Below are 11995 nucleotides of genomic sequence, written 5' to 3'. Positions count from 1 at the left end.
GCGACGAGGTCGGGGCGGACGCCGAAGGATTCGAGGAGCCGGTAGAGGGCGACTTCGAGGGCGAACAGTGCGGGCTGGGTGTTGGCTGTCTGGTCGAGCAGTGGTCCGCCGTTACGGATCACGTCGGCGATGGGTCGTTCCAGGTGGGGGTCGAGTGCGGCGCACACCTCGTCGAAAGCGGCGGCGAACACCGGGAAGGTTTCGTACAGTTCGGTTCCCATGCCGAGTCGCTGTGAGCCCTGGCCGGTGAACAGGAACGCGGTCTTCCCGGGGGCCACGACACCCGAGACCACACCCGGCGCCGCCTTCCCCTGCGCCACCGCCCGCAACCCGTCCAGGAGTTGAGTCCGGTCAGTCCCGAGCACCACGCTTCGGTGGCTGTGCGTGGCACGTGTGGTGGCCAGGGACCAGCCGATGTCGACAGGCGAGACCGCAGCGTTCCGGCTGACGAGGTCGATGAGCCGCTCAGCCTGCTCGCGCAGGGCCTGGCCGCTCTTGGCCGAAAGCAGCCAGGGCGTCATCACCGACGGCACCACCGACGGAACGATGGACTTGGCGTCGGGCGCGGCCGGGGAGTGTTCCTCGGCAGGGGCCTGCTCGAGGATCACATGCGCGTTCGTCCCTCCGAATCCGAACGAAGAGACCGCCGCACGCCGCGTCCGCCCCGTCTCCGGCCACTCCCGTCGGCGGGTCAGGAGTTCGACGGCTCCGGAGGACCAGTCGACCATCGGTGTGGGTTCGTCGACGTGGAGTGTTCGGGGCAGGACGCCGTGCCGCATGGCCTGCACCATCTTGATCACCCCGCCGACACCCGCGGCCGCCTGCGCATGCCCGATGTTGGATTTGAGTGAGCCGAGGTAGAGGGGGTGGGGGGTGGTGCGGTTGTGGCCGTAGGTGGCGAGGAGGGCTTGTGCTTCGATGGGGTCGCCGAGGCGGGTTCCGGTGCCGTGGGCTTCGACGGCGTCGATGTCGTCGGTGGTCAGGCCGGCGTCGGTGAGGGCTTGGCGGATGACGCGTTCCTGTGAGGGGCCGTTGGGGGCGGTGAGGCCGTTGCTGGCGCCGTCCTGGTTGACGGCGGATCCGCGCAGGACGGCGAGGATCTGGTGTCCGTTGCGGCGGGCGTCGGAGAGCCGTTCGACGAGGAGGAGGCCGACGCCTTCGGACCAGGCGGTGCCGTCGGCCGCCGCCGCGAACGACTTGATACGCCCGTCAGGCGCCAGGCCCCGCAGCCGGGAGAACTCGACGAAGGCGACCGGCGTCGACATCACGGTGGCGCCGCCCGCGAGCGCCAGGTCGCACTCACCGCGGCGCAGTGCGTTGGCCGCGAGGTGGAGGGCGACCAGGGAGGACGAGCAGGCCGTGTCGACGGAGATCGCCGGACCCTCGAAACCGAAGGTGTACGAGAGCCTGCCCGCGGCGATGCTGCCCGCGCTGCCGCTGAAGAGATAGCCCTCGGAGGTCTCCTTGGGCAGACCCGGCCGTGAGCCGTAGTCGTTGTACATGACACCCGCGAACACGCCGGTGCGACTGCCCTTCAGCGTCCCGGGGTCGATGCCGGCCCGCTCGAAGGTCTCCCACGCCGTTTCGAGCAGCAGCCGCTGCTGAGGGTCCGCAGTCGACGCCTCACGGGGCGACATCGCGAAGAACGCCGCGTCGAACTCCGCTGCGTCGTGCAGGAATCCGCCTTCACGCCCGTAGCTGGTGCCGACGTGGTCCGGTTCGGGGTCGTAGAGGTTCTCCAGGTCCCAGCCGCGGTCCGTCGGGAAGGGGGTGATGGCGTCGACGCCCTCCGCCGCGAGCCGCCACAGCTCTTCCGGCGAGGTCGCCCCACCGGGGTACCGGCAGCCCATCGACACGATCGCGATCGGCTCCCGCGCTCTCTCCTCGACGTCGCGCAGTCGGTCGCGCGCGTCACGGGCGTCCGTGATCGCTCGCTTGAGGTACTCGCGGAGTGTGTCCTCGTCCGCCATGATGCTCAGCTCCCCGGTGAGGTGTTCTCGTGCTCCCTTGATGTGCGCCACATGGCAGAAGTCGAATATCTCCCACGGAGATCTATCGCAGCCGGCGGCCATGAATGCGGCGAATTTCAGAAGGGCCCATGGATCGTAATGCGAGGCTGCGCATGCTGCGGTAACTGGAGATGGACCCGTCGAGGTGGTCGACTCGTTACTTCGCAGTGACTGAAGGGTTCCTGGCGCGTTGTTACCGTCTCCGGGCATCCAGCCGAAATTCCCTTGGGTGGTCGAGCGGTCGCCTGAACAGAGGAGTTCAATCATGGCGCAACTCACGAACGACGTCGAAAAGCACACGGCGCTCTATGTCGAGGCGTTCAACGCGGGTGACGCGGACGCCGTGAACGCGATGTACACAGAAGACGCCGTGGCGGTCTGGGACCGGGGTGTTCCGCTCACCGGACAGGCCCGGATCGATTCGGTCAAGGAGTACCTCGCCGCGGGTCCGAGGATGACCGCGGTGCCGCGTCAGTCCTTCGTCACGGGTGACACGGCCCTGCTGATCGTCGACTGGACCATCGACACCACGGACGCGGACGGAAACGCCGAGCACCTCTCCGGTGTCGGGGTCGACGTCCTGCGTCAGGGTGCGGACGGGAACTGGCGGTACGCCATCGACGACCCGTACGGCGAGGAGTAGGCGGGCCCGGCTCCCCTCGCCTCCGGCCCCGCGCCGGCAGGCGCGTCGTACGCACCATCACCGTCAACGAAGAAAGCAGGGGTCCTTCCCTCCATGGCCATCACCGTCGACATCGACTTCGACAAGCCCGACCTGACCGACGACACCGATCTGCAGAACGAGATATTCCTGCAGGTCTTCAACTCCGGTGACGGCGAGCTGTTCGACAGGCTCTACCTGCCGGACGCGATCTCCAACTTCTCGGGGACGCCGCTCACCGGCAAGGAACGACTCGCGTTCTTCAAGGAGTTCCTGGCGTCCAAGCCCGTGCTCCAGGCGGAGGTCACGCACTCCTACGTCGCCGGCGACGTGGCCCTGATCGGCGTGCGCTTCGTCATCGACGGCACCGGCGCCGACGGCGAAGCCCTCCACATCGAGGGCAACTGCACCGATGTCCTGCGCCGCGGCACGGACGGGCGCTGGCTCATGGCCGTAGACCGCCCCGTCGCCGGCAGCCTGCTGCCCGAGTGAGCGGGTAACCGGGCAACCGAGCCGACTAGCCGAGGCCCCCGGGCCGCCGGGCCCGACAGTCGTCCATCCCCGTGTGCCGTACGGGTTCACCCGGCACACGGGGATCGGCGTACCGAGCGGATGAGCGGACCGTTGCCGGTGGAATTACCCGTCCATTACTGCTCGTTTGAATGAGGCCGGTAGTTTTGTCGACGCTACTTGCGGTGGCCTCGCGAGATGTATCCGTAGTCCGTTTCGATATCCGGGATTCGCCTTCGAGGATGTCCCCGGGGTCGGCTGGATTTGATCGGCGGATGATCGGACCGGAGTAGCGGTCGACCCTGCCCGGCAGCCGCCGCTTCATCTCGTGCGACAGCGCGCGCAATTCCCGATCGGAGCTTCACGATGATCAATGTCTTCCAGCCGAGCCTCGGCTCCGAGGAACTCGCCGCGGTCGCGGCGGTGTTCGAGAGCAACTGGCTCGGCCACGGACCGCGCACCAAGGAATTCGAAGCCGCGTTCGCCGCGCATCTGGGCGTGGCGGCGGAGCAGACGATCTTCATCAACTCGGCCACCGCCGGGCTGTTCCTCAGCACCGAACTCCTCGGCCTCGGCCCGGACGACGACGTCGTGCTGCCCTCCGCGAGCTTCGTCGCCGCCGGCAACGCCGTCGCCGCCACGGGCGCCCGTCCGGTCTTCTGCGACGTCGACCCGTACCTGCTCAACCCGACCGTCGAGCACGTCGAGCGCGCCCTGACCCCGCGTACCAAGGCCGTCCTCCTTCTGCACTACGGAGGGCGGCCCGGCGACGTCGTCGCCATCGCCGAACTGTGCCGCGCCCGCGGCGTCACGCTCATCGAGGACGCGGCGTGCGCCGTCGCCTCCTCCGTCGACGGTGCCACATGCGGGACCTTCGGCGACGTGGCGATGTGGAGCTTCGACTCCATGAAGGTCCTGGTGACCGGAGACGGCGGCATGCTGTACGTCCGTGACCCCGAACTCGCGCGCAAGGCACGCCGGTTGGCCTACCACGGACTGGAGCAGTCCAGCGGCTTCTCGGCGGCCAAGGTCTCGCACCGCTGGTGGGAGCTGAACGTCAGGGAGTTCGGCCGCCGGATCATCGGCAACGACGTCACGGCGGCCATCGGCGGCGTCCAGCTCCGCCGGCTCCCCGAGTTCGTGGAGCGCCGCCGGGCCATCGCCGAGCGGTACGACACCCTCCTCGCCGACGTGGAGGGGCTGCGCCTGCCGGCCCCGCTGCCGGCCGGACACGACTCGACGTACTACTTCCACTGGGTGCAGATGGACGCCGGCATCCGCGACCAGGTCGCCGCCGACCTCCTCGACAAGGGCATCTACACCACCTACCGCTACCCGCCCCTGCACAAGGTGCCCGCGTACGGAGATCCCGGCACCCACCTCCCCGGCACCGACATCGCCGCCGAGACCACCCTCTTGCTGCCGCTGCACCAGGGACTCGACGACAGTGAGGTGAGCACCGTCGCCGACGAGCTGCGAAAGTCGGTCGAGCACCGCCTCGCGCAGCTCGCAGGCTGACCGGACGCGACCAGGAGAGGCTGTCATTTCCGTGCACATCGCCGAAACCGCGGTCCCGGGCGTATACGTCGTCACCTCCGAGCCGCACACCGACGAGCGCGGCGACTTCTTCGAGGGCCTGCGCACCGACCTCCTCGAAGCCGCCGTCGGACGCCCCTTCGTGCCGCGCCAGATCAACTACTCGACCTCGCGCCGCAACACCCTGCGCGGGATCCACGGCGTGGCCATCCCGCCGGGGCAGGCCAAGTACGTCACCTGCGTGCGCGGCGCACTGCGTGACATCGCGGTGGATCTGCGGGTCGGCTCGCCCACCTTCGGCGCGTACACGACCAACGTGCTCGACGCGGCGTCGGGCAGGGCGGTCTACATACCGGAGGGCGTCGGCCACGGGTTCCTCACCCTCACCGACGACGCCTGCATCTGCTACGTACTCTCCAGCGTGTACATCCCCGGCACGCAGATCGACATCAACCCCCTGGACGCCGATCTCGCCCTCCCCTGGGGCTTCTCCGAACCCCCACTGATGTCCCGCAAGGACGCGACGGCCCCCGGCGTTCGCGAAGCCGTATCCACGGGACTTCTGGCCTCATGGCAGGAAGCGACCCGAGGCACACACTCCTCAGCTTCAAGGAAGGCACTGTCATGAAGGCTCTGGTGCTGTCGGGCGGGGCGGGTACGCGCCTGCGCCCCTTCAGCTATTCGATGCCGAAACAGCTGATCCCGATCGTGAACAAGCCGGTTCTCGAGTACGCCGTGGAGAACATCGTCGACCTCGGGGTGAGCGACATCGCCGTGATCGTCGGCGACCGCGCCGCGCAGATCACCGAAGCCCTCGGCGACGGGTCCCGCTTCGGCGCCCGCATCACCCCCATCCACCAGGACAGGCCGCGGGGGCTCGCCCACTGCGTCGAGCTGGCCCGCCCGTTCCTCGGTGACGACGACTTCGTCATGTACCTCGGCGACAACATGCTCCCCGAGGGCATCACCAAGATCGCCGAGGAGTTCCGTGCCGACCGCCCCGCCGCCCAGATCGTCGTCTCCAAGGTGCCCGACCCGCGTGCCTTCGGAGTCGCCGAACTCGACGCGGACGGCGCCGTCGTCGGCCTGGAGGAGAAGCCGAACCGGCCGCGCAGCGACCTCGCCCTGATCGGCGTGTACTTCTTCACCAGCGCCGTCCACCAGGCCGTCGCCGCCATCGAGCCCAGCGCCCGGGGCGAGCTGGAGATCACCGACGCCATCCAGTGGCTGCTCACCCACGGCCACGGCGTGAAGGCCGGCGAGTACGACGGGTACTGGAAGGACACCGGCAAGGCCGACGACGTACTGGAGTGCAACCGGCACCTCCTCGGCGCCCTGAACCGCCGTGTCGACGGAGACGTCGACGCGGCCAGCGAGCTCGTCGGCCCGGTCGTCGTGGAGCACGGCGCGCGCGTCGTACGCTCGCGCATCGTGGGGCCTGTCGTGATCGGGGCCGGCACGCTCGTGGAGGACAGCCGGATCGGCCCGGACACCTCCATCGCCCGCGACTGCGTCCTGCGAGCCACCCAGCTCACGGACTCCATCGTCATGGCCGGCGCGTCGATCACCCAGGTGCCGGGGCTGCACGGCTCGCTCATCGGCCGCTCCGCGAGCATCGGGCCGAGCGATCACGCCGAGGCCCACCACCGTCTCGTGGTCGGCGACCACACCCATGTGGAGGTGGCGGCATGAGGGTACTGGTCACCGGCGGCGCCGGATTCATCGGATCCCACTACGTCCGCACCATGCTGGCCGGGGGCTACCCCGGCTACGAGCAGGCCCACGTCACCGTCCTCGACAAGCTGACCTACGCCGGCAACCGGGACAACATCCCCCTCGGGCACCCCCGCCTCGACCTCGTCGAAGGCGACGTCTGCGACCGCGACCTGCTGCTCGACGTGCTCCCCGGACACGACGCCGTCGTCCACTTCGCCGCCGAGTCCCACGTCGACCGCTCGCTCGCCCTCGCCGACGCGTTCGTCCGTACGAACGTCCTGGGCACCCAGATCCTCCTCGACGCCTGCCTCGCCGCCCGCGTGGGCCGCGTCGTCCACGTCTCCACCGACGAGGTGTACGGCTCGATCGCCGAGGGCTCGTGGACCGAGGAGTGGCCGCTGCTGCCGAACTCCCCCTACGCCGCGTCGAAGGCCGCGTCCGACCTGATCGCCCGCGCCTACTGGCGTACGCACGGACTGAACCTCTCGATCACCCGCTGCTCCAACAACTTCGGCCCCCACCAGCACCCCGAGAAGCTCATTCCGCTGTTCATCACCAACCTCCTCGAAGGCGAGCAGGTCCCGCTGTACGGCGACGGGCTCAACGTGCGGGAATGGCTGCACGTCGACGACCACTCCCGGGCCATCCAGCTGGTCCTCACCCGGGGACGCGCGGGCGAGATCTACAACGTCGGCGGCGGAAACGAGCAGACCAACCTCTCCGTCACCGAGCGGCTTCTCGAGCTGTGCGGGGCGGACCGGTCGAGCATCCGGCACGTCGAGGACCGCAAGGGACACGACCTGCGCTACTCGCTCGACGAGACCAAGATCCGCGAAGAGCTGGGCTACGCCCCGCGGATCGACTTCGGTCGGGGCCTGGCGGAGACCGTCGCCTGGTACCGCGACAACGTGCACTGGTGGAAAGCGTCCAAGGAGCGGGCCCGTGGCTGAGGAGCGATCGATGAGCGACCACAAGGCGCTGGTCCTGGACGAGGTCCGCAAGTACCACCTCGACCAGCAGAACACCGACGGCTTCGTGCCCGGGGTCACGGAGATCTGGCCCTCCGGAGCCGTCCTCGACGCGGACGACCGGGCGGCCCTCGTCGAGGCCGCGCTCGACCTGCGCATCGCGGCCGGGCCGAGCTCCCGGCGGTTCGAGTCCGCCTTCGCGCGCCGGCTGCGGCGCCGCAAGGCGCATCTGACGAACTCGGGCTCCTCCGCCAACCTGCTGGCGCTGTCCGCGTACACCTCGCACCTGTTCGAGGACCGCAGGCTCCGCCCGGGCGACGAGGTGATCACCGTCGCCGCGGGCTTCCCCACCACGGTGAACCCGATCGTGCAGAACGGCCTCATCCCCGTCTTCGTCGACGTGGAGCTGGGCACCTACAACACCACGGCCGACCGCGTGGCGCAGGCCATCGGCCCCAAGACCCGCGCCATCATGATCGCCCACGCGCTCGGCAACCCCTTCGAGGCGGCGGAGATCGCCCAACTCGCCAAGGATCACGGTCTGTTCTTCATCGAGGACAACTGCGACGGCGTGGGCTCCACGTACCAGGGGCAGCTCACCGGCACCTTCGGCGACGTCACGACCGTCAGCTTCTACCCCGCCCACCACCTCACCATGGGCGAGGGCGGCTGTGTCCTGACCTCCGACCTGAAGCTCGCGCGGATCGTGGAGTCACTGCGCGACTGGGGACGGGACTGCTGGTGCGAGCCCGGCAAGAACAACACGTGCCTGAAGCGCTTCCAGTACCAGATGGGAACGCTTCCGGAGGGCTACGACCACAAGTACATCTTCTCGCACGTCGGCTACAACCTGAAGGCGACCGACCTTCAAGCGGCCCTGGGGCTGACCCAGTTGGAGAAGCTCGACGGGTTCATCGAGGCCCGCAAGCGGAACTGGCGCCGGCTGCGCGAGGGGCTCGACGGCATCCCGCACCTGCTGCTGCCCGAACCCACCCCGGGCAGCGACCCCAGCTGGTTCGGGTTCGTGATCACCGTGGAGGCGGACGCGCCGTTCAGCCGGGCCGAGCTGGTCCACCACCTGGAGGACCGCAAGATCGGCACCCGCCGGCTCTTCGCCGGCAACCTCACGCGCCACCCCGCCTACCTGGACCGCCCCCACCGGGTCGTGGGCGACCTGGTCAACTCCGACATCGTCACCGACCGCACCTTCTGGGTCGGGGTCTATCCGGGGCTGACCGAGCCGATGCTCGACTACGTGATCGCCACGGTCAAGGAGTTCGTGGAGGCCCGCGGATGAACACCGCGCCCTCACTCCTGAACCCACGTCACGACCCCGCCCTCGGCGCACGGTTCATCCGGTCCGCACAGGTCACCGACGCCGGCGCACAGCTCCGCACGGCGGACTTCGACCACTGGCTCCAGGGCCGCAGGAAGGCTCACCACTTCCGCGTGGAGCGCATCCCGTTCGCGGAGCTGGACGGCTGGTCGTTCCAGGACGGCACCGGCAACCTCGGCCACCGCAGCGGCAGGTTCTTCACCGTCGAGGGGCTGTCCGTCGACACCGACACGGGCCCCTTCCCGCACTGGCAGCAGCCGATCATCAAACAGCCCGAGGTCGGCATCCTCGGCATCCTGGTCAAGGAGTTCGAGGGCGTCCTGCACTTCCTGATGCAGGCCAAGATGGAGCCGGGCAACCGCAACCTGCTCCAGCTGTCGCCCACGGTGCAGGCGACCCGCAGCAACTACACCAAGGTCCACCGCGGCGCGGACGTGAAGTACCTCGAACACTTCACCGATCCCGGCCGCGGCCGGGTCCTCGCGGACGTCCTGCAGTCCGAGCACGGCGCGTGGTTCTTCCGCAAGGCCAACCGCAACATGCTCGTGGAGACGGACGAGGACGTCCCGCTCGACGAGGACTTCTGCTGGCTGACCCTCGGCCAGATCGGCGAACTCCTGAGCCGTGACAACGTGGTGAACATGGACTCCCGCACCGTCCTCGCCTGCGCGCCCGTCGCCTCCTCCGAACCGGGCGCGCTGCTGTCCGACACGGCCCTGCTCTCCTGGTTCACCGCCCGGCGGTCCGCGGCCGAGGTACGGGCGGAGCGCATCCCGCTCGGCCAGGTCGAGGACTGGGTACGCGGTGAGTCGTCCATCGACCACGTCAAGGGCCGGTTCTTCCGCGTCGTCGCCGTCGCCGTGGAGGCCGCCAACCGGGAGGTGCGCGGCTGGACGCAGCCCCTGTTCGAACCGTGCGGAATCGGTGTCACCGCCTTCGTGACCCGCCGTATCGGGGGTGTGCCGCATCTGCTCGCCCACGCCAAGATGGAGGGCGGCTTCCTCGACCGGATCGAGCTGGCACCCACCGTCCAGTACACCGCGGCCAACCACGCGGACCGCACGGGGGACGGTCGGCCCCCGTTCCTCGACCTCGTCCTGTCCGCCGATCCCGCCCGCGTGCGCTACGACGTGCTCCACTCGGAGGAAGGCGGGCGCTTCCTCAACGCCGAGAGCCGCTATCTGTTCGTGGAGGCCGACGAGAGCGAGGCCCCCCTCAACCCGCCCCCCGGATACGCCTGGGTGACGCCCGGCCAGCTGCGCTCCCTGGTCCGTCACAGCCACTACGTCAACGTCCAGGCCCGCACCCTGCTCTCCCTCCTCAACGCCGGTGCGGTGAAGCTGTGACCCCACCCGTACGCCTGGCCGTACTCGGCTGCGCCGACATCGCACGCCGTCGCATGCTGCCCGCCTTCGCCGCCTGCCGCGACATCACGGTCGCGGCGGTGGCGAGCCGGGATCCGGCGAAGGCCCGGGCGCTCGCGCACACCTACGGAAGCCGTGCCCTCCACGGCTACGACGCCGCTCTGGAGGACGACGAGATCGAAGCGGTGTACGTACCTCTGCCCGCCGCGCTCCACGCCCCATGGGTCAGAGCGGCCCTGCTGGCCGGCAAGCACGTCCTGGCGGAGAAACCCCTCACCACCAGCCGGGCCGAGACCGCCGAACTCCTCGACCTCGCACACTCCCGAGGGCTGGCCCTGGTCGAGAACGTCATGTTCCCGCACCACTCCCAGCACGCGGCGGCGCGGGCGCTCGTCGAGGACGGCGCCATCGGCGAACTGCGGTCCTTCCAGGCCGTTTTCACGGTCCCCAGACGGGACCCCGCCGACATCCGCTACCGCGAGGACCTCGGCGGCGGAGCGCTGTGGGACACCGGTGTCTACCCGGTGCGCGCCGCCCTGCTCGCCCTCGGCGAGGGGCTGCGGGTCGCCGGGGCTGTCGGGATCCGTGGGGCACAGGACGAGGTGGACACGGGCGGCACTGTCCTGCTCCACACCCCGGCCGGAGTCGGCGCCCAGCTCACGTACGGACTCGACGACGCCTACCGCAACGTCTACGCATACGCGGGCAGCCGGGGCCGGCTGACCGTCGAGCGCGCCTTCACCCCGCCGGCCGACCACGCCCCGGTGCTGCGTCTGGAGTCCGGCGGCGAGGCCACGGAGGTACGACTCACCGCAGAGGACCAGGTCGCCCGGGCCGTCACCTCCTTCGCGAACGCGGTGCGCACCCGTGCGAGGGCGGACAAGGACCTGCTGGGACAGGCCACGCTGCTGGAGGAGATCGCCGCTCGCGCCGCCGGCGCCGAAACCGCGTGCCCTCCCCGGACGAGCCTGCGAGACTGCCCTCATGTCTAGTGATCTTCTGTTGGGGAAAGTCGTCCTGATCACCGGGGCGAGCAGCGGCATCGGCGCGGCGACGGCGGAGGCCTGTGCCCAGGAGGGCGCGGCGGTGGTCCTGACCGCGCGCCGGGAGGACCGGCTGGCCGAACTCACCGAGAGACTCCGGGCGAAGGGGGCACGGGCGTCGTACGTCGTCGGGGACGTCGCCGTCGCCCAGGACGCCAAGCGGGCCGTGGACTTCACGGTCGCCGAACACGGTCGCCTGGACGGGGCGTTCAACAACGCCGGCATAGGAGGGGACCGCACTCCGCTGCATCTGATGTCGGACGAGGTCTACGAGACCATCATGGACACCAACGTACGCGGGGTGTTCAACTGCCTGCGCCACGAGCTCGCGGCGATGCTCGAAGGCGGGGGCGGCGCGATCGTGAACAACAGCAGCGTCGGCGGACTGGTCGCCATCCCCGCGGCGGCCCCGTACGTCGCGTCCAAGCACGCGGTCATCGGCCTCACGCGGGCCGCCGCGGACGAGTACGCCCACCAGAGTGTGCGGGTGAACGCGATCGCGCCGGGCACCACCCGCAGTGAGATCACCCGCGACTGGTTCGGACGCAACCCCGGCATGGAGGAGCTCGCCAACTCCCTTACGCCACAGGGCCGAACGGCCGAGCCCGAGGAGATCGCGCAGGCCGTGGTGTGGCTGCTCAGCGACCGCTGCCCGTTCCTGACCGGTGCCGTGGTGCCGGTGGACGGCGGGTTCGTCAACAGGTGACGGCAAGCGTGGGGGGGGGGGGGGGGGGGCGCCCCCCCCCCCCCCCCCCCCCCCCCGGGGGGCGGCCCCCCCCCCCCCCCCGGGGCCCCCCCCCCCCCCCCCGGCCCCCCCACACCCCCCCCCCCCCCCCCCCCCCCCCAACCCCC

General features: G+C 69.8%; 10 protein-coding genes and 1 pseudogene. 10 read left to right on the top strand and 1 reads right to left on the bottom strand.

Annotation, left to right across the window (positions count from 1 at the left end; translation table 11 throughout):
- Positions 1-1970, bottom strand: a pseudogene (locus tag ACF1G2_RS19455) (type I polyketide synthase); the annotation flags it as partial.
- Between the two features lie 304 nt (positions 1971-2274).
- On the opposite strand from ACF1G2_RS19455, the gene ACF1G2_RS19450 reads away from it, so the two are divergent.
- The 10 genes from ACF1G2_RS19450 (at position 2275) to ACF1G2_RS19405 (ending at position 11849) form a co-directional block, all read left to right on the top strand.
- Positions 2275-2652 (top strand): YybH family protein, encoded by a 378-nt coding sequence (locus ACF1G2_RS19450; RefSeq protein ID WP_391799449.1) that lies wholly within the window; start codon positions 2275-2277, stop codon positions 2650-2652.
- Between the two features lie 93 nt (positions 2653-2745).
- Positions 2746-3162 (top strand): YybH family protein, encoded by a 417-nt coding sequence (locus tag ACF1G2_RS19445; RefSeq protein WP_391799448.1) that lies wholly within the window; start codon positions 2746-2748, stop codon positions 3160-3162.
- A 384-nt stretch (positions 3163-3546) separates the two neighbouring features.
- On the top strand, positions 3547-4698 hold the full coding sequence (locus tag ACF1G2_RS19440) for a DegT/DnrJ/EryC1/StrS family aminotransferase (protein WP_391799447.1): 1152 nt from the start codon (positions 3547-3549) through the stop codon (positions 4696-4698).
- 31 nt (positions 4699-4729) lie between these two features.
- Positions 4730-5344, top strand: coding sequence for a dTDP-4-dehydrorhamnose 3,5-epimerase family protein (locus tag ACF1G2_RS19435; protein ID WP_391799446.1), 615 nt, complete (start codon positions 4730-4732; stop codon positions 5342-5344).
- Complete coding sequence (locus ACF1G2_RS19430; protein WP_391799445.1) at positions 5341-6408, top strand: glucose-1-phosphate thymidylyltransferase; 1068 nt, start codon at positions 5341-5343, stop codon at positions 6406-6408. Before ACF1G2_RS19435 ends, ACF1G2_RS19430 begins: the two co-directional genes overlap by 4 nt.
- Positions 6405-7382, top strand: coding sequence for a dTDP-glucose 4,6-dehydratase (rfbB, locus tag ACF1G2_RS19425; RefSeq protein ID WP_391799444.1), 978 nt, complete (start codon positions 6405-6407; stop codon positions 7380-7382). The genes ACF1G2_RS19430 and rfbB overlap by 4 nt, the downstream gene beginning before the upstream one ends.
- A gap of 10 nt (positions 7383-7392) precedes the next feature.
- Positions 7393-8697: a lipopolysaccharide biosynthesis protein RfbH gene (gene rfbH / locus ACF1G2_RS19420; RefSeq protein ID WP_391799443.1), complete on the top strand. Its 1305-nt coding sequence runs from the start codon at positions 7393-7395 to the stop codon at positions 8695-8697.
- Positions 8694-10082, top strand: a complete 1389-nt coding sequence (locus tag ACF1G2_RS19415; protein WP_391799442.1) for an NDP-hexose 2,3-dehydratase family protein — start codon at positions 8694-8696, stop codon at positions 10080-10082. Before rfbH ends, ACF1G2_RS19415 begins: the two co-directional genes overlap by 4 nt.
- Complete coding sequence (locus ACF1G2_RS19410) at positions 10079-11092, top strand: Gfo/Idh/MocA family protein (protein WP_391799441.1); 1014 nt, start codon at positions 10079-10081, stop codon at positions 11090-11092. Before ACF1G2_RS19415 ends, ACF1G2_RS19410 begins: the two co-directional genes overlap by 4 nt.
- The gene (locus tag ACF1G2_RS19405; RefSeq protein ID WP_391799440.1) at positions 11085-11849 is read left to right on the top strand and encodes an SDR family NAD(P)-dependent oxidoreductase; all 765 of its coding nucleotides are present in this window, start codon (positions 11085-11087) and stop codon (positions 11847-11849) included. Before ACF1G2_RS19410 ends, ACF1G2_RS19405 begins: the two co-directional genes overlap by 8 nt.
- Positions 11850-11995 lie beyond the last annotated feature (146 nt).

This window comes from Streptomyces sp. NPDC013457 (assembly GCF_043089925.1).
Classification (GTDB): domain Bacteria; phylum Actinomycetota; class Actinomycetes; order Streptomycetales; family Streptomycetaceae; genus Streptomyces.
This window is presented reverse-complemented; position numbering and strand designations above follow the sequence as displayed.

Bases quoted from the DNA above. Each gene is read 5' to 3' on its own strand.
- ACF1G2_RS19445 (WP_391799448.1), top strand. From the start codon at position 2,746: ATGGCCATCACCGTCGACATCGACTTCGACAAGCCCGACCTGACCGAC.
- ACF1G2_RS19440 (WP_391799447.1), top strand. From the start codon at position 3,547: ATGATCAATGTCTTCCAGCCGAGCCTCGGCTCCGAGGAACTCGCCGCG.
- ACF1G2_RS19430 (WP_391799445.1), top strand. From the start codon at position 5,341: ATGAAGGCTCTGGTGCTGTCGGGCGGGGCGGGTACGCGCCTGCGCCCC.
- rfbB (WP_391799444.1), top strand. From the start codon at position 6,405: ATGAGGGTACTGGTCACCGGCGGCGCCGGATTCATCGGATCCCACTAC.
- rfbH (WP_391799443.1), top strand. From the start codon at position 7,393: ATGAGCGACCACAAGGCGCTGGTCCTGGACGAGGTCCGCAAGTACCAC.
- ACF1G2_RS19415 (WP_391799442.1), top strand. From the start codon at position 8,694: ATGAACACCGCGCCCTCACTCCTGAACCCACGTCACGACCCCGCCCTC.
- ACF1G2_RS19405 (WP_391799440.1), top strand. From the start codon at position 11,085: ATGTCTAGTGATCTTCTGTTGGGGAAAGTCGTCCTGATCACCGGGGCG.
- ACF1G2_RS19450 (WP_391799449.1), top strand. From the start codon at position 2,275: ATGGCGCAACTCACGAACGACGTCGAAAAGCACACGGCGCTCTATGTC.